This window comes from Kitasatospora acidiphila (assembly GCF_006636205.1).
GTDB lineage: Bacteria > Actinomycetota > Actinomycetes > Streptomycetales > Streptomycetaceae > Kitasatospora > Kitasatospora acidiphila.
This window is the reverse complement of sequence record NZ_VIGB01000003.1, coordinates 4,500,327-4,523,488: the sequence shown is the minus strand read 5'-3', so window position 1 is coordinate 4,523,488 and position 23,162 is coordinate 4,500,327. Positions and strand designations below refer to the sequence as shown.

The 23,162-nt window shown below is 72.4% G+C and carries 17 protein-coding genes; 12 read left to right on the top strand and 5 right to left on the bottom strand.

Annotated elements, in window-relative coordinates; translation table 11 throughout:
* Window positions 1-7: 7 nt before the first annotated feature.
* Entirely contained in the window at window positions 8-2,791 is a 2,784-nt protein-coding gene (locus E6W39_RS21360; protein ID WP_228718271.1) for a transglycosylase domain-containing protein, read from the bottom strand.
* A gap of 433 nt (window positions 2,792-3,224) precedes the next feature.
* On the opposite strand from E6W39_RS21360, the gene E6W39_RS21355 reads away from it, so the two are divergent.
* From E6W39_RS21355 to E6W39_RS21340, 4 genes are all read left to right on the top strand, one after another.
* Window positions 3,225-3,908 carry a PadR family transcriptional regulator gene (locus E6W39_RS21355; protein ID WP_141634887.1) on the top strand — a complete coding sequence of 228 codons (684 nt, stop codon included), beginning with the start codon at window positions 3,225-3,227 and terminating at the stop codon, window positions 3,906-3,908.
* A 148-nt stretch (window positions 3,909-4,056) separates the two neighbouring features.
* A complete protein-coding gene (locus E6W39_RS21350; protein ID WP_141634886.1) occupies window positions 4,057-5,139 on the top strand; it encodes an inositol-3-phosphate synthase in 1,083 nt (360 codons plus the stop codon).
* 95 nt (window positions 5,140-5,234) lie between these two features.
* A complete protein-coding gene (locus E6W39_RS21345) occupies window positions 5,235-6,557 on the top strand; it encodes an MFS transporter (protein WP_228718270.1) in 1,323 nt (440 codons plus the stop codon).
* 49 nt (window positions 6,558-6,606) lie between these two features.
* Window positions 6,607-7,608 carry an LppU/SCO3897 family protein gene (locus E6W39_RS21340; protein WP_141634884.1) on the top strand — a complete coding sequence of 334 codons (1,002 nt, stop codon included), beginning with the start codon at window positions 6,607-6,609 and terminating at the stop codon, window positions 7,606-7,608.
* Between the two features lie 40 nt (window positions 7,609-7,648).
* Here the strand turns inward: E6W39_RS21340 and E6W39_RS21335 are convergent, their stop codons facing one another.
* A complete protein-coding gene (locus E6W39_RS21335) occupies window positions 7,649-9,085 on the bottom strand; it encodes a CCA tRNA nucleotidyltransferase (RefSeq protein WP_141637872.1) in 1,437 nt (478 codons plus the stop codon).
* 301 nt (window positions 9,086-9,386) lie between these two features.
* Here E6W39_RS21335 and E6W39_RS21330 point away from each other — a divergent pair, with 301 nt between their 5' ends.
* The 8 genes from E6W39_RS21330 (at window position 9,387) to trxA (ending at window position 20,110) form a co-directional block, all read left to right on the top strand.
* Complete coding sequence (locus E6W39_RS21330; protein ID WP_141634883.1) at window positions 9,387-9,659, top strand: hypothetical protein; 273 nt, start codon at window positions 9,387-9,389, stop codon at window positions 9,657-9,659.
* A 104-nt stretch (window positions 9,660-9,763) separates the two neighbouring features.
* Complete coding sequence (locus tag E6W39_RS21325; protein WP_141634882.1) at window positions 9,764-11,710, top strand: hypothetical protein; 1,947 nt, start codon at window positions 9,764-9,766, stop codon at window positions 11,708-11,710.
* Window positions 11,711-11,820: 110 nt separating this feature from the next.
* Complete coding sequence (gene murJ, locus E6W39_RS21320; RefSeq protein ID WP_141634881.1) at window positions 11,821-14,298, top strand: murein biosynthesis integral membrane protein MurJ; 2,478 nt, start codon at window positions 11,821-11,823, stop codon at window positions 14,296-14,298.
* Window positions 14,299-14,512: 214 nt separating this feature from the next.
* A complete protein-coding gene (locus E6W39_RS21315) occupies window positions 14,513-16,894 on the top strand; it encodes a protein kinase family protein (RefSeq protein ID WP_141634880.1) in 2,382 nt (793 codons plus the stop codon).
* A 35-nt stretch (window positions 16,895-16,929) separates the two neighbouring features.
* Entirely contained in the window at window positions 16,930-17,724 is a 795-nt protein-coding gene (sigM, locus tag E6W39_RS21310) for an RNA polymerase sigma factor SigM (protein WP_141634879.1), read from the top strand.
* The gene (locus E6W39_RS21305; RefSeq protein ID WP_141634878.1) at window positions 17,721-18,596 is read left to right on the top strand and encodes a cupin domain-containing protein; all 876 of its coding nucleotides are present in this window, start codon (window positions 17,721-17,723) and stop codon (window positions 18,594-18,596) included. The genes sigM and E6W39_RS21305 overlap by 4 nt, the downstream gene beginning before the upstream one ends.
* A 127-nt stretch (window positions 18,597-18,723) precedes the next feature.
* The gene (gene trxB / locus E6W39_RS21300; protein ID WP_141634877.1) at window positions 18,724-19,698 is read left to right on the top strand and encodes a thioredoxin-disulfide reductase; all 975 of its coding nucleotides are present in this window, start codon (window positions 18,724-18,726) and stop codon (window positions 19,696-19,698) included.
* A gap of 85 nt (window positions 19,699-19,783) precedes the next feature.
* On the top strand, window positions 19,784-20,110 hold the full coding sequence (gene trxA / locus E6W39_RS21295; protein ID WP_101380682.1) for a thioredoxin: 327 nt from the start codon (window positions 19,784-19,786) through the stop codon (window positions 20,108-20,110).
* Between the two features lie 219 nt (window positions 20,111-20,329).
* Here trxA and E6W39_RS21290 read toward each other — a convergent pair whose 3' ends face one another.
* From E6W39_RS21290 to E6W39_RS21280, 3 genes are all read right to left on the bottom strand, one after another.
* On the bottom strand, window positions 20,330-20,944 hold the full coding sequence (locus E6W39_RS21290; protein ID WP_141634876.1) for a GNAT family N-acetyltransferase: 615 nt from the start codon (window positions 20,942-20,944) through the stop codon (window positions 20,330-20,332).
* 165 nt (window positions 20,945-21,109) lie between these two features.
* Complete coding sequence (locus tag E6W39_RS21285; RefSeq protein WP_141634875.1) at window positions 21,110-22,192, bottom strand: ParB/RepB/Spo0J family partition protein; 1,083 nt, start codon at window positions 22,190-22,192, stop codon at window positions 21,110-21,112.
* On the bottom strand, window positions 22,189-23,130 hold the full coding sequence (locus E6W39_RS21280; RefSeq protein WP_228718269.1) for a ParA family protein: 942 nt from the start codon (window positions 23,128-23,130) through the stop codon (window positions 22,189-22,191). The genes E6W39_RS21285 and E6W39_RS21280 overlap by 4 nt, the downstream gene beginning before the upstream one ends.
* Between the last annotated feature and the right edge of the window lie 32 nt (window positions 23,131-23,162).

The following is a 23,162-nucleotide window of genomic DNA, read 5'->3' as shown; positions in this document are numbered from 1 at the left end:
CGATCGATCAGCCGCCGGCCGGCTGGCCGCCCGCGGTGGGCGGGCCGCTGGTGGCGCCGGTACCGCCGGAGCCGCCACCCGGGCCACCGGTGCCGCCACCGGAGCCGCCGCCGTGGTGGGGCGGCGTGGCCGGCGAGGTGGTGTCCGTCGGATTGGTGGTCGGGCAGAGCGGGCCCCACACGCAGCCGCCGCCATTGCCGCCGCCGTTGCCGCCACCCGGGTTCTTGCTGGTCGGCGAGCTGCCGGGGCAGTCCACGCCGGGCAGGCAGGTCTCCGGCGAGCCGGTCGGCGTCGGGGCCTTGGAGCTCGCCGACGCGCTGGGCGACAGGGTGGGGGAGGACGACGCGCTGGCCGTGGCCGACGGGGAGGACGAGGCCGTCGGCGACGGCGAGGCGGTGCTCGGCGCGCCCGAGGAGTCGACCTCGGTGTTGACCGGGCCCGGCGTCGGGAAGTCCATCACCTGGCTGTTGGCCAGCGCGGACTTCATGTAGTCGGCCCAGATCTCGGTCGGCAGGTCACCACCGTAGAAGGAGCTCTTGCCGCCGGTGCCGTCCAGGGACTGCAGCCCGGCGTGGTTCGGGTCCTCGCGGAACATGGTGACCGCGGTGGCCAGCTGCGGGGTGTAGCCGTCGAACCAGGCCGAGGTGCCCTTGTCGGTGGTACCGGTCTTGCCGGCCACCGGGCGGCCGACGGCCTGCGCCTTGGTACCGGTGCCCTTCTGCACCACGTCCTGCAGCACGCTGGTGATGTTGTCGGCCACCGCCGTGTCGAGCACCGCCTTGCGGGCCGGCTTGGCGAAGTTCGGCAGCGTGCTGCCCTGGAACTGGACCTTGGTCACCGCGTACATGTCGGTCTGCTGGCCGCTGGCCGCGAAGACCGAGTAGGCGGAGGCCATCTGCACCGCGCTCGGCGTGGAGGTACCGATCGCGAAGGCGGCGGTGTTCTGGTTGACCACCGGCATCGAGTTCTTGTCGAGGCCCATCGCGGTGGCCAGCTTGGCCACGTTGGGGCCGCCGACGTCCTCACCGAGCTGGACGTAGGGGACGTTGAACGAGTTGATCATGGCATCGCGCAGCGTCACATAGCCCTGCTTGCCGTCCTCGTCGTTGCGCTGGTGGAAGACCGAGCCGTCCGGATTGGTCACCAGCGAGCCGTCCGGCTTGCGGATGGTGCTCAGGTTGTCGGCGTTGTAGCGGCTGTCCTCGTTGATCCGCATCGGCTTGCCGTCCGGACCGGTCTGGGTCTGCACGCCGTCCTGCATCGCGGTGGCCAGGACGAACGGCTTGAACGTCGAACCGACCGGCACGCCGGCGGTTTCGGCGTTGTTGGCGTACTGGCCCTTCTCCTGGCCGGGGCCGCCGTAGATGGCGACCAGAGCGCCGTCACCCGGGACCACCGAGGCGGCACCGACCTGCACGAAGGTGTCGGTCGAGGGGCGCTTGGCCGGGTCCAGGTTCGCCTTCGCCATGTCGTCGACGGCCTTGGAGAGCAGGTCCACCTTGTCCTTCTGCAGGGTGGTGTAGATGCTGTAGCCGCCGTGGCCGAGCTTGGCGTCGGTGATCGACGAGTCCTTGGCCTCGATGTAGTTGTTGACGGTGTCGACGATGTAGCCGATCTGGCCGTTCAGGCTGGCGGACGGCGCCTGCTTGATCGGCTCCGGCAGCCCGGCCTTGGTGCACTGGTCCATCTGGGCCTGGGTGATGGCCTTGGTCTGCACCATCTTGCCGAGGATCCACTCCCAGCGGCCCTGCTCCGGGTGAGCCGTGGTGCCGAACATCCGCTCGTGGTTGGCCGTGCTGAGCGACGGGTCGTAGTAGCCGGCGCCCTTCAGCAGGCCGGCCAGCATGGCGCTCTGGCAGGGGTTCAGGTCCTTGGCCTCGACCCCGTAGTAGGAGTGCGCGGCGGCCTGGATGCCGGTGGAGTTGCGGCCGAACCAGCTGGTGTTGAGGTAGCCGTCCAGGATGTCGTCCTTGGACTTGGTCTGACTGAGCTTCAGGGTGATGAAGATCTCCTTGAGCTTTCGGGTGACCGTCTGCTCCTGGCTCAGGTAGGCGTTCTTCACGTACTGCTGGGTGATCGTCGAGCCGCCCTGGGTGGACTGGCCGGAAGCCATGTTGTATATGGCTCGGGCGATGCCCTGGGGGTCGATGCCGCTGTCGGTGCGGAAGGACTCGTTCTCGGCCGCGATCACCGCGTCCTGCATCGACTTGTTGATGTCGCTGATGTCCACCAGCTGACGGTTGGTCTGACCGGTCCGGGTCATCTCGGTGCCGTCGGCCCAGTAGTAGATGTTGTTCTGGGGCGGGTTGATGTCCTTCAGCTGCGGCACGGTGGTCATCGAGTAGGCGGTGCCGACGGCCGCCACCCCGCCGCCGAAGAAGATCAGGAAGAGCGAGAGCACCAGCTTCCAGGACGGCAACCAGCGCCGGACGCCGCGCTTGCCCCAGCGCGGGTAGTCGATGAATCTCTTCTTGCCCGGCGGCTTGTCGCCGCCACCGCCGCGCCGGCCGCCACCGCCCGGACCGCGGCCGCCGGGGCCGTCCGGGCCCCTGCGACCGCCCTTCTGGGCGGCCTTGCGCATCTCGGCCCTGGTCATCCGGGGCTGCTGGGCCGTCTCCCGCATGCCCTGCGGGCCGGCCGCCCGGTTCCTCGGGGTCGCCCGGCCGGGCGTGTCGTAGGACGGCGCCCCGTCCGGCGGGGTGCCGTAGCCATGCGGTCGCGCGCCGCCCGGTCGGTTCGGCGGCTGCTCGCCGCCGCCCTGACCGGGCGTCCGTCGCCGGTGTTCGCTCATGTCCAGTAACTCCTAGGCCAGGCGCCAGCGCCCGTCAGCAGGATTGCTTCCGATGCCCGCAACCGCCCTAGGCCCTGGTACCGGCCCGCTTCCCCGGAGGTGGTCCTCGTGCACACGCGACAGCGTACGCATGCCGAATGAGAGGCAAACCGGGCATATCACCACAAGGGCCATGAATCACCGTCAGATCATTACGAGCCCGTTGCCCAGTCACCCCGAGTCGCCCTTGCCCCGGGCGCCCGGGACCCACTTCAGCAGCGGAAACGCACCCCGGAGGTGACGCTGTGAACCCCTGTGATCACATTCACCCGTGCCCCCCTTGCCCCAATCGTGACCCCGGCCTATCGTTCTCGATATATCGAGTCGATACATCGCGGCGGCATAACCGCGGCGATGCGGCGAATCGGGACCTGTCGGAAGGAGGCCGGACCGCGTGAGCAGGCGCTCAGGAGTGCTGGAGTTCGCCGTTCTCGGCCTGTTGCACGACGCCCCGATGCACGGCTACGAGCTGCGCAAGCGCCTCAATGTGCTGCTCGGTTCGTTCCGTGCCTTCTCCTACGGCACGCTCTACCCGTGCCTGAAGAGCCTGGTCGCCCAGGGATTCCTGGTGGAGGACAACCCGGACACCCAGTACGTCCCGGCCACGGCGCTGAACGGCAAGCGATCGAAGATCGTCTACCGGCTCTCCGCCGAGGGCAAGCAGCGCTTCGAGGAACTGCTCGCCGACTCCGGCCCGGACGCCTGGGAGGACGAGCACTTCGGTGTGCACTTCGCGTTCTTCGGTCAGACCGACCGAGCGGTGCGGATGCGCGTGCTGGAGGGCCGGCGCAGCCGGCTGGAGGAGCGCCTGGAGCGCATGCGCTCCTCGATCGCCCGCACCCGCGAGCGGTTCGACGACTACACCCTCGAACTGCAGCGGCACGGTCTGGAGTCGGTGGAGCGCGAGGTCCGCTGGCTCAACGAGCTGATCGAGACCGAGCGGGCCAATCGGACCGGCCGGGCCGCCGCACCGCCGGGTGGTTCCGCCACACCACAGACTTCGGACGGCCGTGACCGCGTGGACGGATCCCCCGATCCGCTCCGGTCACCGTACGACCGCCCGGGGCGCTCCGTATAGGAGGGCCACCACCGCGCCCGCGTGCTCGCTACGCGCGTCGCGCGGTGGACCTGGGCGCCGTGCGCGCCCGTCAGATAGTCAGATGAGATGCAGCACGAGGATCGTCGTTCCGCGGCGAAGCCTCTCGAGTACACAGGGAGCAACCGGAATGGGTTCGGTTCGCGTAGCCATCGTGGGCGTGGGCAACTGCGCCGCGTCGCTGGTGCAGGGTGTCGAGTACTACAAGGACGCCGACCCGGCCGGCAAGGTCCCGGGCCTGATGCACGTGCAGTTCGGCGACTACCACGTCAGTGACGTGGAGTTCGTCGCCGCGTTCGACGTCGACGCCAAGAAGGTCGGCCAGGACCTGGCGCACGCCATCACCGCCAGCGAGAACAACACCATCAAGATCTGCGACGTGCCGCCGACCGGTGTCACCGTGCAGCGCGGTCACACCCTCGATGGTCTCGGCAAGTACTACCTGGAGACCATCGAGGAGTCGGACGAGGCTCCGGTCGACGTCGTCCAGATCCTCAAGGACGCCCAGGTCGACGTCCTGGTCTGCTACCTGCCGGTGGGCTCCGAGGCCGCCGCCAAGTTCTACGCCCAGTGCGCCATCGACGCCAAGGTCGCCTTCGTGAACGCCCTCCCGGTGTTCATCGCCGGCACCAAGGAGTGGGCCGACAAGTTCACCGAGGCCGGCGTGCCGATCGTCGGTGACGACATCAAGTCGCAGGTCGGCGCCACCATCACGCACCGCGTGATGGCCAAGCTGTTCGAGGACCGCGGTGTCATCCTCGAGCGCACCATGCAGCTGAACGTCGGCGGCAACATGGACTTCAAGAACATGCTCGAGCGCGAGCGCCTGGAGTCCAAGAAGATCTCCAAGACCCAGGCCGTCACCTCGCAGATCCGCGACCGTGACCTGGGCGCCAAGAACGTCCACATCGGTCCGTCGGACTACGTGGCCTGGCTGGACGACCGCAAGTGGGCGTACGTCCGCCTCGAGGGCCGCGCGTTCGGCGACGTCCCGCTGAACCTGGAGTACAAGCTCGAGGTCTGGGACTCCCCGAACTCGGCCGGTGTGATCATCGACGCCGTGCGCGCCGCGAAGATCGCCAAGGACCGCGGCATCGGTGGCCCGATCCTCTCCGCGTCCTCCTACTTCATGAAGTCGCCGCCGGTTCAGTACTTCGACGACGAGGCCAAGGAGAACGTCGAGAAGTTCATCCGCGGCGAGGTCGAGCGCTGAGTACTCGTCACTGAGTACCGCTGACAGCTCGTCAGCACCCACGAGGGCCGATGTTTCACGTGAAACATCGGCCCTCGTCGTGTCACTCTGGGCGGGTGGCGATCACTCGACGACCGGCGCAGGCCCCGCGCGCCTCGGACACCGGCCGCGCGAGCCTGCGCGCCCTGCTGCTGGCCCGGGACTTCCGCCGGCTGCTGGGCGTACGGCTGCTCTCCCAGCTCTCCGACGGCGTCTTCCAGGCGTCCCTCGCCTCCTACGTGATCTTCTCCCCGGAGCGCCAGTCCACCCCGGCGGACATCGCCTCGATGATGGCGGTGCTCCTGCTGCCGTTCTCGGTGGTCGGCCCGTTCGCCGGTGTACTGCTCGACCGCTGGCGCCGCCGCCAGGTGCTCTACCTGGGCAACCTGGTCCGGTTCGGCCTGGGCCTGGGCACCGCCGCCCTGCTCCTGGTCCGCGCCCCGGAGTGGCTCTTCTTCGCGGCCGCCCTGATGGTCACCGCGGTCAACCGGTTCATCCTGGCCGGCCTGTCCGCCGCCCTGCCCCGGGTGGTCGAAGCCGACCGGCTGGTCACCGCCAACGCGCTCTGCCCGACCGCCGGCACGGTCGCCGCGGTGGTCGGCGGCGGCACCGGCTTCGTGGTGCACCAGGTGCTGCCGCCCGGCCCGCACGCCGACGCCGCCCTGGTCACGGTGGGCGCCCTGCTCTATCTGGCGGCCGGGCTGGCGGCCCGCCGGATGGACGTGGAGCTGCTCGGCCCCGAACACCACCCCGACCGGCCCGATCTGCGCGAGGCCCTCGGCCAGGCCGGGCGGGCGCTGGTCGAGGGCCTGCGCCACCTGGGGCGGGAGAGCCGGCCCGCGGTGCGCGCGCTGGCCGCGGTGACCGCGGCCCGGTTCTGCTACGGGGTACTGATCGTCACCGTGCTGATGCTCTCCCGCTACACCTTCAACACCCCCGGCGACTCCCGTGGCGGGCTGGCCACCCTGGGCACCGCGCTGGCCTTCTCCGCGGTCGGCTTCTTCCTGGCCGCCGTGGTCAGCCCCTGGTTCTCCCGGCGGCTCGGGCTGGACGGCTGGATGACGGCCTGCCTGGCCTCCGCAGCGGTCTTCGTGCCCGCGCTCGGGCTGTTCTTCGCCGTCGGGCCGGTGATGGTGGCCGCGCTGCTGCTGGGGGTCATCACCCAGGGCACCAAGATCTGCGCGGACACCATCGTGCAGAACTCGGTGGCGGACGACTACCGGGGCCGGGTCTTCGCCATCTACGACGTGCTCTTCAACGTCGCCTTCGTCGCGGCGGCGGCCGTCTCCGCCCTGGTGCTGCCGCTCAGCGGACGATCCGTGCCGGTCCTGGCCGCGGTGTCGTTGGCATACGCAGCCAGCGCCGCCCTTTACTCCCGGGCCGGCACCCGGCGGCGCTAAGGTACCTGGGCGCACCGACGCCCCGTCAGCCGACCACCGGAGACCCGTGGTGACCCAGCCTCAACAGCCGCCGAACCCGTACATTCCGCCACCACCGACGGTGCCGCCGGCCGTACCCGCATCGGTGCCCGCCCAGCCGAACCCCTGGGCGGCGCCGGCACCCGCCACGCCCCATCCGGCACCGCCGCAGGACGCCGTCCCGCAGGCGTACCCCGGCCAGCCCACCGCCACCCCGCAGTTCGGGGCCCCGCAACCCGACTACGGCTACGGCTACGGCGCCTACCCGCCGGCGGCCCCGGGCTACGGCTACCCGCAGGTGCTCGCCTGCCGGATCTGCGGCGGCATACCGGCGGCCGACGTCACGGTGCGCGGCCACCAGGGGCTGATCGTGCTGATGCGGTTCCTGAGCAACCGCGGCCCGTTCTGCCAGGTCTGCGGCACCGCGCTGGTCCGCGACATGTCCGAGCGGACCCTGTGGCGCGGCTGGTGGAGCTACCTGTCCAGCCTCTTCACGCTGATCGCGCTACTCCGCAACCGGTCCGCCTACCAGCAGCTGCGCCGGCTGCCGGCGCCGCAGCCCGGCAGCCACGGGCCGCAGCTCGACCCGGGCCGCCCGCTCACCAAGCGGGCCGCGATCTGGATGCTGCTGCTGCCGGTCGTCGCGGTGCTGCTGGCCGTGGTGCTGCCGATCGCGCTGGCGGCCTCCGCGACCGGCGGGTCCACCGACGCCACCGCCAATGTGGCGACCGTGCGGGCCGGCGACTGCATCCACGACGCCAACACCAGCGGCGGTTCGGACGACAGCGACGCCTCGGTCACCGTGGTCTCCTGCTCCAGCTCGCTGGCCGACTACAAGGTGGTGGCCCGGGTCGCCAGCCTGGGCGACGACCCCTCCTCGGTCTGCCAGCCGTACTCCAGCGCCACCCACTGGTTCGTCCACCGTGACCCCCCGCAGAGCTTCGTGCTCTGCCTGGCCTCGCCGCAGTCCTCGGGCAGCGGCAGCACCGGGGGCAGCAACGGCGGCAGCGGCTCCGGGTCCGAAGCCACCTGACGGTGCGCCAGGACTGGCGCACCGCCGACCGGTCGGTGCGTCAGTCCTGCGGCTGGGCCGCCCACCACGCCTTGAGCTCGGCCACGGCCTCGTCCTCCGTCATCGGGCCGTGCTCCAGGCGCATCTCCAGCAGGTGCTTGTAGGCCCGGCCGACCACCGGCCCGGGCTTCAGGCCGAGCAGCTCCATGATCTCGTTGCCGTTCAGGGCCGGCCGGATCGCGTCCAGCTCCTCCTGGGCCCGCAGCTGGGCGATCCGCTCCTCCAGGCCGTCATAGGTGCGCGACAGCGTGGCGGCCTTCTTCTTGTTGCGGGTGGTGCAGTCCGACCGGGTCAGCCGGTGCAGCCGCTCCAGCAGCGGTCCCGCGTCGGTGACGTAGCGGCGCACCGCGGAGTCGGTCCACTCGCCGCCGCCGTAGCCGTGGAACCGCAGGTGCAGCTCGACCAGCCGCGAGACGTCGTCGATCAGCTCCTTGGAGTACTTCAGCTCCCGCATCCGCTTGCGGGTCATCTTGGCGCCGACGATCTCGTGGTGGTGGAACGACACCCGGCCGTCCGACTCGAACCGGCGGGTGCGCGGCTTGCCGATGTCGTGCAGCAGCGCGGCCAGCCGCAGCGTCAGGTCCGGCCCGTCCGACTCCAGCGCGATCGCCTGCTCCAGCACGGTCAGCGAGTGCTCGTAGACGTCCTTGTGCCGGTGGTGCTCGTCCTTCTCCAGGCGCAGCGCCGGCAGCTCGGGCACCACGAAGTCGGCCAGCCCGGTGTCCACCAGCAGCCGCAGGCCCTTGACCGGGTACTTGGCGAGCAGCAGCTTGTTCAGCTCGGCCTGGATCCGCTCGGCCGACACGATGGTGATCCGCTCGGCCATCGCGGTCATCGCGGCCACCACCTCGGGCGCCGGGTCGAAGTCCAGCTGGGCGGCGAACCGGGCGGCCCGCATCATCCGCAGCGGGTCGTCGGAGAAGGACTCCTCGGGGGTGGCCGGCGTGCGCAGCACCCGGGCCTCCAGGTCGTCCAGGCCGTGGTGCGGGTCGACGAAGCCGCGCCCGGGCAGGTCCACGGCCATCGCGTTGACCGTGAAGTCGCGGCGGACCAGGTCCTGCTCGATGGTGTCGCCGTAGGTCACCTCGGGCTTGCGGGAGGTGCGGTCGTAGGCCTCGGAGCGGTAGGTGGTGATCTCGATCTGGAAGCTGCCGTCGGCAGTGTCCTTGCGGGCGCCGACGGTGCCGAAGGCGATGCCGACGTCCCAGACCGCGTCCGCCCAGCCGCGCACCAGCTTGAGCACCTGCTTGGGGCGGGCGTCGGTGGTGAAGTCCAGGTCGTTGCCGAGCCGGCCGAGCAGCGCGTCCCGCACCGAGCCGCCGACCAGGGCCAGTCGGTATCCGGCATCCTGGAACCGCTGGGCGATCTCGTCCGCCACCGGGGAGACCCGCAGCAGTTCCTGCAGGCCCAGCGTCTGGGCCTCGCTCAGTCCTGGCAGGGCCGTGACGGCAGGCGGGGCGGTTCGGATCTCGGTGGGCTCATCAGCGTTGGACACGGCACACAAGGGTACGTGGCCGCGCCCACCGGTCGCTCGCGGCTTTTCCGGGCGCCCGTGAGCTCCCGGCGGCGCCCGCTTCGCCCGGCCCGCAACACTGGGACCCGGGCAGCGTCGTTACCATGCCGGGGAACCCGTGAAGTGGCGCGACGCGTCGCTGGGGGGGTACGGACACCGAGCAGCACGACGGCACGGCGATCAGCAGCGAAGACGACGGCGATCCAGGACGGCGAGGACGAAGCGCGTGGGCGAGCCAGCACGGCACACCGAGGGTTCCCGCGGCGCGCGCCAGGGCCGCCGACGTCTGCTGCGGACCGGCCGGACGGCCGCCCTGCTGGGCGGGGCGCTGACGCTGGTCGGCGTCACCGCCACCCCGCCGGCCGTCGCCGTCTCCCCCGACTTCCCGGCCGCCGTGACGATCACCGACGTGCAGCAGACCCCCGACGGCAAGCTGGACGTCTACGGCACGGTCGGCAACCCCGGTCCGACCCCGCTGAAGGCCCCAAGGTCGGCCTGACCCTGGGGCGCGGCCAGGAGCAGCTGGGCACCCGCAGCGAGATCGCCGCGCTGCTCTCCCGGACCGACCCGGTCTACCAGGACGGCACCCCGCTGCCCGCCCCGGTGCAGCAGCTGACCGACCTGGCCCCCGGCGGCAGCGTGCCGTTCCACCTGCCCACCACGCTGGGCGATCTGAAGCTCGCCGGGAACGGCTACTACGAGCTGGCGGTCGACGTCGAGGCCGGCACCGCCGACGACGGCAGCCCGCACCAGGTGGGCATCGGCCGCACCACGCTGGCGTACTACCCGAACCCGGGCGACGAGAAGCCCCTGCAGGTGGCCACCCTGTGGCCGCTCACCCACGCGCCCGAGCTGGTCCCGCAGACCGTCCAGGCCACCGACCAGCCGGTGCTGCGCGACGACAGTCTGGCCGCCGACCTGGGCCCGAACGGCCGGCTCGGCAAGCTGCTCGCCGACGGGCAGGACATCCCCGGCCTCACCTGGGTGATCGACCCGGACCTGCTGGACGCGGTGCAGGCGATGACCAAGCCGTACCGGGTGCAGCAGCCCGGGCACTCCGGGGAGTCGGCGACCGAGAGCAACACCCTGCCGGGCACCGGCACCGCCGTGGCCACCGACTGGCTGAACAAGCTGCGCGCCGCGGTCGTCAAGCCGAACGACCAGGTGATCGCGCTGCCCTACGGCGACCCGGACCTGGCCTCGATCGCGCACAACGGCGGCTCGCTGCCCGACTCGGGCACCTTCCTGAGCACCGCCCGCACCGCCGGCAAGCTGAAGATCGACGGCCCGCTGCCGGTGGACTCGCTGGACACCGTGGCCTGGCCCGACCAGGGCTACCTCGACCCGCAGATCGTCCAGACCACCCAGCAGCTCGGCGCCACCCAGGTGCTGGCGAACAGCGCCAGCGTGCCGGACCACCTCAACTACAGCCCGAACGCGGCCCGGCCGATCGGCCGGAACCAGACCGCGGTGGTCGCCGACGACACCATCGCCTCCCTGTTCCGGTACGACCTGAAGACCCCGGACGCCAAGGCCCAGGCCCAGCAGCGGTTCCTGGCCGAGACCCTGGCGATCCAGCAGCAGCGGCTTTCCCAGCGGACCCTGCTGGTGATGCCCCCGCGTGACCTGTCCGCCAGCGCGGCCGACGTGCTGAAGACCTCGCTGAAGGCCGCCTCCGACGGCCACTGGATCAGCCAGGTCCCGTACACCACGGTGGCCACCGCCGCGCCGGACCCCGACGCCGGCACCAGCGTGGCCGGCCCGGACGCCTACCCGGCCGATCTGCGGGGCGGCGAGCTGCCCGCCGACACGTTCAACCGGATCGGGCAGACCCAGCAGCAGGAGCAGCAGCTGCTGCTGATCCTGACCAATCGGGAGCGGGTGAGCGCGCCGTTCGCCGCGGCGCTGGAGAACGTGACCTCCACCCAGTGGCGCGGCAACCCGTCGGCAGCGTCGGACTACCTGAAGAACGCCCAGAACTACCTGGAGCGTCTGCGCAACGCGGTGTCGATCCCGGTCAAGAGCAAGACCATCACGCTCGCGGGCGGCTCCGGGGTGCTCCAGGTGAGTGTCCGCAACGAGCTGCAGCAGGGCGTGACCAACCTGGAGCTGCACCTCGTCTCGGCCCAGTCCAACCGGCTCAAGGTGACCACCCTGCACCCGATCACGCTGGACCCGGCGCAGAGCACCTCGGCCCGGTTCCAGGCGCAGGCCCTGGGCAACGGCGCGGTGCAGATGACCGCCCAGTTGTACACGACCGGCCCGGATAGCCAGCCGTACGGAGCGCCGGTGATCTTCACCGTCAACGTCACCCAGGTGACCAGCGGCGTCTGGTGGGTGGTCGGCGCCGGCACGGTGCTGGTGCTGGCCGCCGGGCTGCGGATCTTCCTGAAGCGCCGCAAGCGCGGCGAGGAGCCCCCGGAGGACCCGGACGCCCCGCTGGCCGACCCCGACGGCCCGGAAGGCGCGGCGGCCGACCAGCAGGCCCCTGAGGCCCCGGCTGACGGCGGCCAGGACCGGGCAGCCGACCCCGCGGTCGCACATCCCTAGCGCCGCCGACGGGAGTTCCCCCGGCCGACTGCGTCGAAATCCGGGTTGGGACCAGCGGTGATGAGACAGTAGGTGCTCAGGGCCGGATCCCGGACAGCGATGAGGGTGGCATGAGCGAGCGCGGCGGCAACGATCGGCTGACCGAGGAGCCGGACTGGTACCTCAGCGAGACCTACGCGAAGGACCCGTTCGCCGCCGACCCGTATGCGACCGCCACCGGGCCGGGCCCGTACCGGCAGCCGGCCGAGCCGACTGCCGAACCGGCCGCGGCCGCCGGCGAAGCCACCGGGGAATCCGCCGAGGGCGACCCGGTGGCAGCCGTGGCGCCGGTGCGCGAACCCGCGCTGGTGCCGGCGGGGCAAGGCGCCGAGGCAGTCGAGCGGACCGCGCCGGTACGGGAACCGGCCACCGGACCCGAGCGACCGGCTGACGACCCCGAGCCTGCGGCGCCCGTCTCCCGCTGGGCACGGCTGGCCGCTGCCGCCCGGGCCCGGGTGGCGGCGGCCGAGGCCGCCTCGGACGACCTGTCGGACGACCTGTCGGACGACCTGTCGGACGACCTGTCGGACGATCTTGAGGAAGAACCGGAAGCCTCCCCGGAAGCGGCAGAGCCGGCAGAGCCGAACGAGACGGACGAACTCCTCGGCGTGGACGCCCTGCTCGCCCCGGTCGCCGCGGCGGTGGCCACCGAGTCCGGTGAGCCGTTCGTCCCGGTGATCGAGTTCGACCCGCCGCTCAGCCCGGCGGAGACCGCGTCCGCCGCCCACCGGCCGCCCCAGACCCCGGCACCCGCCGCACCCGCCGTGCCCCCGAAGCCGCCGCTGCCACCGGCGATGCCGGCGGCGCCCGACGAGTTGCCCGACGAGTTGCCCGACGAGTTGCCCGGTGAGCTGTCCGACGAGCTCCCCGAGGAGCCCGCCGCAGCCGATCACCCGGCGTCCCCCGGCCGGGTCGCCACCTTGCGGGCCTCCAGCGCGATCATGGCGGCCGGCACCCTGGCCTCCCGCGCCACCGGCTTCCTGCGCACCATGGTGATCGCGGCCGCGATCGGCGTCGGCACCATGGGCGACTCCTACTCGGCCGCCAACACCCTGCCCACCCTGCTCTACATCCTGATCGGCGGCGGCGCCCTCAACGCGGTCTTCGTGCCGCAGCTGGTGCGCAGCATGAAGCAGGACGAGGACGGCGGCACCGCCTACGCCAACCGCCTGCTCACCCTGGTGATGGCGGGTCTGGCCGGGGTGGTCTTCGTGGCCGTGCTGGCCGCTCCGCTGCTGGTGCAGCTGATCTCGCACTCGCTGATGTCCAGCACGGCCGGCGCCGACAGCACGGTCGCCCTGGCCCGCTACTGCCTGCCGACCATCTTCTTCATGGGCGTCCACGTGGTGATGGGTCAGATCCTCAACGCCCGCGGCCGGTTCGGCGCCATGATGTGGACCCCGGTGCTCAACAACGTCGTGGTGATCTTCACCTTCGCGATGTACCTGTGGGTCTTCGGCACCTTCCAGAACAGCCGGGTCGCCCCCGATTCGGTCAGCCCCGAGGGGCTGCGGCTGCTCGGCATCGGCACCCTGCTCGGGCTGGCCGTCCAGGCGCTGGCCATGGTGCCGTACCTGCGCTCGGCCGGCTTCCGGTTCCGGCCGCGGTTCGACTGGCGCGGGCACGGCCTCGGCAAGGCCGCCAGGCTCGCCAAGTGGACCTTCTTCTTCGTGCTCGCCAACCAGGCCGGCTACCTGGTGGTCACTCAGCTGGCCACCGCCGCCGGCAGCCGCGCGGCCGACCACGGCTACCTCGGCGTCGGCCTGGCCGCCTACTCCAACGCGCTGCTGATCTGGCAGCTGCCGATGGCGGTGATCACCGTCTCGGTGATGAGCGCCGTGCTGCCCCGGCTCTCCCGCGCGGCCGCCGACGGCGACGACGGCGCGGTCCGCGACGACCTCTCCCACGGACTGCGCACCTCGGCGGTGGCGATCGTGCCGGCCGCCTTCCTCTTCCTGGCGCTCGGCCCGCAGATCGGCGGCGCCATCTACGGCCTGGGCAACGGCGGCAGCGCCGCGCACGGCACCACGGCGGTCGGCTACATGCTCTCCGCGTTCGCGCTCGGTCTGATCCCGTTCTCGGTGCAGTACGTGCTGCTGCGCGGCTTCTACGCCTACGAGGACACCCGCACGCCGTTCTCCAACACCGTCTGGGTGGCCGTCACCCAGGCCGGCGCCGCGCTGCTCTGCTACCTGGTGCTGCCGGCCCAGTGGGCGGTCACCGGGATGGCGCTCGGCTACGGCACCGCCTATGTGGTCGGCGTGGCGGTGGCGGTGCCCAAGCTGAAGCGGCGGATCGGCGGGCTGGACACCGCGCGGATCACCAAGACCTACGTCCGGTTGGCGATCGCCTGCCTGCCGGCCGGTGCGGCCGGTTTCCTGCTCGCGCTGGCCCTCGGTAGCGTGCTCTCCGGATGGCTGGGCAACGTGGTCGCGGTGCTGCTGGCCGGCGCCGCGCAGCTGGCGCTCTTCGTCGTACTGGCCCGCCGGATGCGGATCGAGGAGCTGAACGCGATGATCGGCATGGTCCGTAACCGACTGGGCCGCTGACCGTCCTTCAGTTCGCCCACCGACCGACCAATGTGGGAGCGGACGGAACCGGATGGCCGCACCAGCGGTCGTACTCCGGTGGGAAGAGTGGGCACAATTGTCTTCGAACGACTGGGACCGCGGTCGCCGCGGGCCCGGGTCCTCGCCTGTCCTCCTCCCGAGGCCGCAGGGCGAGGGCGCCGTACCGGGCGCTACAAGGGGAGGCAGGACGACGGTGGCTGATCGCACCACGGATCGCACCGAGGCGGCCGTCGACACGTCAGCTGCCGAGGCCACCGGTGAGATCACGGCACCGCTGCCGACCGCCGAAGGCACGGCCGAACTGACCATGCCGCTGCCCACCGCGGGTTCCGCCACCGACCGCACCATGCCGCTGCCGACCGCAGAGGCCACAGCGGAGCTCACCATGCCGCTGCCGACCGCGGAGGCCACGGCCGAACTGGCGGAGCTCACCATGCCGCTGCCCGGCGTCGGCACCGCCAAGGCGCGGGCCAGGGCCGGTGCCAGGGGCTCCGCCAGGACGCCGGGTCACCCCGCGGCGGCCCGGGGCACGGGCAAGGCACCCGCGAAGACGGCGGCGGCCGGCGGCCCGGCGGCGGGCAAGCCCAGGGCGACCGGGTCGGCCGGGGCCTCGTCCAAGGCTGCGACGCGGCCGCAGAACCGCACCGCTGCCACGTCCGCCGCGGAGCGGGCCGCTGAGCGGTCGGTCGAGCGGGCCGTCGAGGCCACCGGTGAGATCACCGCGCCGCTCTCGGCCACCGAGATCGCCGCCGAGCTCGCCCACCCCGCGGTCGCCGAGCGGACGGCCGCCAAGCCCGCCGCCAAGACCGCACCCAAGGCCACCAAGCCCGCTTCCCAGGCCACCAAGCCCGCCGCCGCCCCCGGCCCCGCCGAGCCTGCGGCCGGGCCGCGCAAGGGCACCGACGAGCCGTCAGCGTCCGGCGAGTCGCCGGTCGTTTCGGACACCCCTTCGGCTGCGGACGATGCCCTGCCCGAGCAACTGCCGGCACCGGTCCGGCAGAGCGGCGACCGGATCGCCGGGCGGTACCGGCTGGAAGAGTGCATCACCCAGTCGGCGTCCTTCAGCAGTTGGCGTGCCGTCGACGAGATGCTGCGCCGCGCCGTCGGGGTGCACCTGCTCGCCGCCGGCAGCCGCCGGGCCGACGCCGTGCTGGCCGCCGCCCGCTCGGCCGCCCTGCTCGGCGACCCGCGCTTCGTCCAGGTGCTCGACGCGGTCCAGGAAGGCGAACTGGTCTACGTGATCCGGGAGTGGCTCCCGGGCGCCACCGACCTCGCCACCCTGCTGGCCGCCGGTCCGCTGGCGCCGCACGAGGCCTACCAGATGACCCGCCAGGTCACCGACGCGATCGCCGCCGCCCACCGCGGCGGCCGCTCGCACCTGCGGCTCACCCCGCGCGCCGTGCTGCGCACCGACACCGGCCAGTACCGGATCAACGGCGTCGCGGTGGACGCCGCACTGCGCGGCCTGCCCGCGCCCGAGGACCAGGCCGCCGCCGAGCTGGCCGACACCAAGGCCATCGGCACCCTGCTCTACGCGGCCCTCACCCACCGCTGGCCGCACCCCGAGGACCGCTACCAACTGCGCGGCCTGACCGAGGGCGTGCCCGCCCCCGAGGTGCTGCGCCCCGACGCGCCGCCCACCCTCTGCGCCCTGGCCGCCCGGATCCTCTGCACCCCTGGCACGGGCCCCCAGGCACCGATCACCACCCCGGCCGCCCTGGCCAAGGCGATCACCGCGCTACCCAAGATCCACCAGCCGGAGAGCGGCTCCAACGCCGGCGACCGCTCCGCGCACCGCTACCCGCCCGGCCAGACCGTCGGCCGGACCCCGGCAGCGCCCGCCGGCGCGGCCCGCACCCAGCAGCTGCGCCCCACCCCCGGTGCCCCGGCCCGACCCGGCCCGACCGCCGCCCCCAGCCGCCCGGCACCCCGCCCGGCCGCCCGGCGCGGCAAGAGGGTGCTCAAGTGGGCCGTCTCCCTGGTGGCGCTGGGGGCGATCGGCTACGGCTCCTGGCAGCTGGCCGGCACCCTCGGCGCGACCGGCAGCGGCCCCACCACGCTCGGCAGCACCGTGACCGGCCAGCCGCCCAGCAACGGACCCACCAGCGCCCCGCCGGTCGCCCCGCTGACGATCAGTGACGTCACCTCGTTCAACCCCGACGGCACCGACCCGACCACCCAGATCCACCCCAGCCAGCTGCCGGCGACCCACGACGGCGACCCCACCACCGCCTGGACGACCGAGGGCTACCTGGACGACCTGCCGACCCTGCGCCACGGCGTCGGGCTGCTGGTCGACCTGGGCGCCGTGAAGTCGGTCAGCTCGGTCGAGGTGCAGTTCCTCGGCGGTGCCACCGGCGTCCAGCTGCAGGTGCCGAACGGCACCCCGAGCACCGCGCCCACCCGGCACGAGGATTTCGCCGCACCGCTGGCGGCGACCACCGCCACCGACGCCAAGTTTCCGCTCGCCGGCCCGGTCCACACCCGCTACCTCTTGATCTGGCTCACCAGCCTCCCCAAGGATGGGGACGGCAGTTACCGCGGCCAGGTGGCCGAGATCAAGGTGGCCGGCTGAGAGAGGCCGGACCGGCCCGGGAAGGTGTGGGGCGGATGGCAGGACCGGCGCGACCCGAGCGCGAGGAGGCTGACCTCCCGCCGTCCGCCGAGCTTGGTGACGCCGAGCTGCTGGCCCGGCACGTCGCGGGGGACCAGGCGGCCTTCGGCGTGCTGGTGACCCGGCACCGGGACCGGCTGTGGGCGATCGCGCTGCGCACCCTGGGCGACCGCGAGGAGGCCGCCGACGCGCTGCAGGACGCCCTGGTGTCCGCACTCCGCTCGGCGCACACCTTCCAGGGCCGGTCCGCCGTCACCACCTGGCTGCACCGGATCGTGGTCAACGCCTGCCTGGACCGGGCCCGCCGCGCCGCCGCCCGCCGCACCAACTCGCTGGACGCCATGGAGGCACCCGACGACCGGCCGCCGCTGGACTCGCTGGTGCCGGCGGCCGAGGCCACCGAGTCCCTGGTACTCCGTCACGAGCTGCGCCGCGAACTGGGTGCCGCGCTGGCCGAGCTGCCGGCCGATCAGCGGGCCGCGCTGGTCCTGGTGGACATGCAGGGCTATCCGGTCGCGGAGGCCGCCGAGCTGCTGGGGGTGCCGGTCGGCACCGTGAAGAGCCGCTGCGCCCGGGGCCGGGCCAAGCTGCTGCCACTGGTCCGCCATCTGCGCACCGGGGCCGAGGACGGTGTTTCACGTGAAACACCGTCGATGCGCGGCAGAGCACCGGCCGTTTCACGTGAAACGTCGCCACCGGGGAACCCGATGCCCCGCGGCTCCGTCCCATCTGCGGGCCCGGCCGTCCCCGCCCAAAAGCCGACGCTGAGAGGAGATGCGACGAGCCGATGACGAACCAGACTCCCGACCCAGTCGAGCCGGCCGCCGACGCCTCCCACCCCGACGTCGAGACCCTGGCGGACCTCTCGGAGGACCTGCTCGCGCCGGCCGAGGCCGCGGCGCTGCGCACCCATCTGGCGGCCTGCCCGGAGTGCGCGGACACCCTGGCCGCCCTGACCGAGGTCGCCGCGCTACTGGCGGCCGAGCCGGTGGAGCCGATGCCCGCCGAGATCGCCCTGCGGATCGACGCCGCGCTGGCCGCCGCCCAGCCGCCGAGCGCGCCGAATACCCCGAATACCCCGAATACCCCGAGCACCCCCAGTGCCCCGCCCCCGGCGGCCACGGCGGGTCGTGGCACCGCCGGGCCGCCCGCCCGCAGCGACCGCAGCAGCCGCCCGGGCGGGGCCCGCTCCCGGCGGCGCCGACTGGTACTGGCCGTGGCCGGCTGCCTGGCCGCGCTCGGCCTTGGCGCCACCGGGCTGGTGCTGAGCCAGCAGGGCGGCTCACAGCCCACCGCCGCCAGCGCCGTCGGCCCCAACCCCGAGCAGCAACACCCGCTGTCCGTCGCCGGCCCGGAGTTCACCGCCGCCGGACTGTCCGAGCAGATCGACCGCCTGCTGCCGTCCGGCAGCGGCGGCCAGCCGCACGCCAGCGCCCAGCAGAGCGGCGGCGGCCTGCCCGACTGCGTGCAGCAGTCCGTCACCGGCCACCAGGGCGAGACGCCGCTGCTGATCACCCATGGCGGCTACCGGGGTGCCCCGGTGGACGTCTACGTGTTCCGGCTCGCCGACGACCCCGGCCGGCTGGACGTCTTCCTGCTCACCCCCGGCTGCACCACCACCCCGGCCGCCGTCCAGCTGGAGCAGCAGATCCCGGCACGCTGACCGGGGCCACCTGGTGTCCCGGGCGCCGGGAATGCGGGAGACTGGTCAGTCGTTGACCAGGGGCGGCGGAGCACGACCGCCGCCCTCCCCCCGCTGGCGCGGGTCGCGATGCCAACCAGGAGATGCAGTGAGCGACGTCCGTAATGTGATCATCATCGGTTCCGGCCCCGCCGGCTACACGGCAGCTCTCTACACCGCTCGGGCGTCCCTCAAGCCCCTCGTCTTCGAGGGTGCGGTGACGGCCGGCGGTGCCCTGATGAACACCACCGAGGTGGAGAACTTCCCCGGCTTCCGTGACGGCATCATGGGCCCCGAGCTGATGGACAACATGCGGGCCCAGGCCGAGCGGTTCGGCGCCGAGCTGATCCCGGACGACATCGTGGCCGTCGACCTCACCGGTGACATCAAGACCGTCACCGACTCCGAGGGCACCGTGCACCGGGCCAAGGCGGTCATCGTCACCACCGGTTCGCAGCACCGCAAGCTGGGTCTGCCCCGCGAGGACGCGCTCTCCGGCCGCGGCGTCTCCTGGTGCGCCACCTGCGACGGCTTCTTCTTCAAGGACCAGGACATCGCCGTGGTCGGCGGCGGCGACACCGCCCTGGAGGAGGCCACCTTCCTCTCCCGGTTCGCCAAGAGCGTCACCGTGGTCCACCGCCGCAACGAGCTGCGCGCCTCCAAGGCGATGCAGGAGCGCGCCTTCGCCGACCCGAAGATCACCTTCGCCTGGGACAGCGCGGTCGAGGCGATCCACGGCGACCCCAAGCTGACCGGCCTCACCCTGCGCGACACCACCACCGGCGAGCTGCGCGAGCTGCCGGTCACCGGCCTGTTCATCGCGATCGGCCACGACCCGCGCACCGAGCTCTTCAAGGGCCAGCTGGACCTGGACGCCGAGGGCTACCTCAAGGTCGCCGCCCCGTCGACGCTCACCAACCTGACCGGTGTCTTCGCCGCCGGCGACGTGGTGGACCACACCTACCGCCAGGCGATCACCGCCGCCGGCACCGGCTGCTCCGCCGCACTGGACGCCGAGCGGTACCTCGCCCACCTGGCGCACGCCGCCGAGCAGGAGAAGGCCGCGGCCGCCGTCGCCGTCTGAGCCCCACCGGGCGGGCGCCGAAACAGATCGGTGCCCGCCGTTGTTGACCCCCACAGAACACCCCGAACAGACCCTAGGAGATCCCGTGGCCGGCTCCACCATCAACGTGACTGACGCGACCTTCGACGACGAGGTCCTCAAGAGCGAGAAGCCCGTTCTGGTGGACTTCTGGGCGACCTGGTGCGGCCCGTGCCGCCAGGTGGCCCCGGTCCTGGAGGCCATCGCCGAGGAGCACGGCGAGAAGCTGACCGTCGCCAAGGTCGACGTGGACAACAACCCGGCCATCGCCGCCCGGTACGGCGTGGTCTCCATCCCGACCCTGAACGTCTACGTCAAGGGCGAGCTGGTCAAGAGCATCGTCGGCGCCAAGCCGAAGGCCGCGCTGCTGCGCGACCTGGCGGGCATCATCTGATCCTCCGCGACTGCGCGGCGAAGGGGCGGACCGTCTGGTCCGCCCCTTCGCCGTTCGCCGGACCAGCCGTCGTCAGAGCAGCTGCCGTCGGGGAAGCCGTCGTCAGAGCAGCCGTCGTCGGGGAAGCCGTCGTCAGAGCAGCTGCCGTCGGGGAAGCCGTCGTCGGGGAAGCCGTCGTCAGAGCAGCTGCGGTCGGGGCAACCGTCATCGGAGCAGCCGTCAGAACGGCCGCAGCGCGGGCTCCTTGGGGGCGGCGCCGCCGAGCAGCCGCTCCAGCGCGGCCGGCCGGCGCCAGGAGAGCGTCGTCCTGGCCTCCAGCCGCAGCCGCGGATAGCGGTGGTGCGGCCGCACCGTCTTGAAGCCCACCGCCAGCAGATGGTCGGCCGGCAGCAGGCAGCTGGGCCGCTCCTTGCCGATCACCCCGATGGCCTCGACCGCCCTGATGTTGCGCCGCACCAGATCCTTGGCCACCGTCTGCACCAGCGCCCGGCCGAGCCCCTGCCCCTGGAACGGCGGCAGCACCCGACTGATCATCAGCTGAACGGCATCCGGCGACACCGGACTGGTCGGAAACGACTGCGAGCCCGGCACATAGGCCGGCGGGGCGTACAAGGCGAAGCCGGCCGGCCGCTGGTCCACATAGGCGATCCGCCCGCAGGACCCCCACTCCAGCAGCACCGCGGAGATCCATCCCTCCTTCTCCGCCTCCGCCTTGCCAGCTTCCACCGCCTCGCGCCCCCGCACCGGATCAAGCTCCCAGAAGACACAGGAGCGGCAGGGTCCGGGCAGGTCCGCCAGATTGTCCAACGTCAACGGGACGATCCTGCGACCCATGCAGCACACCTCCTCTTTCGGTTCCTCCCCCTGGCGGCCCCGTCCAACACGATTCGGGCAGTCACCCGACCGGGCCGCCAGCACCTACAACGCCTGTGGGTGCATGTTTCACGTGAAACATGCACCCACAGGTGGCCCCACATCCGGCACTGCTGCCGGCCGTGCTCAGCTCCCCGAGAGCCGCAGCCCGTCCTCGCCCGGAGCCAGGCTGTCCAGGATCCGGTTGAGGTCCTCCACCGAGGCGAACTCCAGCACCACCTTGCCCTTGCCCAGCTTCCCGTTGCGCTGCGACACCTCGACCTTGACCCGGGTCTCGAAGCGGTCCGAAAGCCGACCCGCCAGATCGTTGAAGGCCGGCGACAGCAGCTTGCCCGCCTTCGGTCCGGCGGCCCGCTTGGGCTCCTCGGCCTCCCCGTCCATCAGCGCGACGATCTCCTCGACGGTGCGCACCGAGAGGCCCTCCGCGATGATCCGGGTGGCCAGCACCTCCTGCCGCTCGGCGTCCGGCACCCCCAGCAGGGCACGGGCGTGCCCGGCCGTCAGCACCCCGGCAGCCACCCGCAGCTGCACCGCGGACGGCAGCTTCAGCAGCCGCAGGGTGTTGGAGACATGCGAACGGGAGCGACCGATCCGGTCGGCCAGCTCGTCATGGGTGCAGCCGAAGTCCTTCAGCAACTGGTCATAGGCGGCCGCCTCCTCCAGCGGATTCAGCTCCGCCCGGTGCAGGTTCTCCAGCAGCGCGTCCAGCAGCAGCTTGTCGTCCTCGGTGGCCCGCACGATCGCCGGGATCCGCTCCAGACCGGCCTCCCGCGAGGCCCGCCAGCGCCGCTCACCCATGACCAACTCATAGCGGTCCGGCCCGGTCTGACGGACAACCACCGGCTGCAGCAGCCCCACCTCCTTGATGGAGGCGACCAGCTCCTCGAGCTTCTGCTCGTCGAAGACCTCACGCGGCTGCCGCGGGTTCGGGGTGATCGCGTCCAGCGGCAGCTCCGCGAACCGAGCACCGGCCACCGGCGCCAGCTCCGTCAGCGCCTGCTCGGCCGCCTTCTCCGCCACCGTGCCCCGCCCGGGCGGCGGCAGCAGCGGCACCGCGCTCGGCGAGACCGCAGCGGCCCCGGGCGCCGACCCCGCCGGCCGACCCACCGCCGGACGCGCCGGCGCGGCAGCCGCACCCGCGGGCGCCGGTGAGGCCGCCGCCGGAATCAGCGCGCCCAGCCCCTTACCCAGACCCCTGCGACCACTCACCGATTACCCTCCATCGTGCTCTGCTCCGTCATCGGCACCGCCTGCGCCCCGATCGTGTGCCGCCCCACCGCGCCGAGCGCCTCGGCCGCCGCCTGCTCCACTGCCGTCGGCGCTCCCGTCTCCGGCGCCACCGCCCGCAGCGCCAACTCCCGCGCCGCCTCCAGGTAGGAGAGCGCTCCGGTGGACCCCGGGTCATAGGTGAGCACCGTCTGCCCGTAGCTCGGGGCCTCGGAGATCCGCACCGAGCGGGGGATCGCGGTGCGCAGCACCTCGGTGGCGAAGTGGTTGCGCACCTCCTCCGCCACCTGCGCGGCCAGCCTGGTCCGCGCGTCGTACATGGTGAGCAGGATGGTGGAGACGTGCAGCGCCGGGTTGAGGTGCGCGCGCACCAGGTCCACATTGCGCAGCAGCTGTCCCAGCCCCTCCAGCGCGTAGTACTCGCACTGGATCGGGATCATCACTTCCTGACCCGCCACCAGGGCATTGACCGTCAGCAGCCCCAGCGAGGGCGGACAGTCGATCAGGATGTAGTCCAGCGGCTGTTCATAGGCCGCGATCGCCCGTGCCAGCCGGCTCTCCCGGGCCACCAGCGACACCAGCTCGATCTCCGCGCCCGCCAGGTCGATGGTGGCGGGCACGCAGAACAGCCCCTCCACCTCAAGGACCGGCTGCACCACATCGGCCAGCGGCTTGCCCTCCACCAGCACGTCGTAGATCGACGGCACCTCCGCGTGGTGGTCGATGCCCAGCGCGGTGGAGGCATTGCCCTGCGGGTCCAGGTCGATCACCAGCACCCGAAGCCCGTGCATGGCCAGCCCGGCGGCCATGTTGACGGTGCTGGTGGTCTTCCCCACCCCGCCCTTCTGGTTGGCCACCACGATCACCCGGGTCGCCGGCGGTCGCGGCAGGCCCTCGCCCGCGCGCCCCAGCGCCTGCACGGCGGCCTGCGCCGCCCGCGCGATGGGGTGTC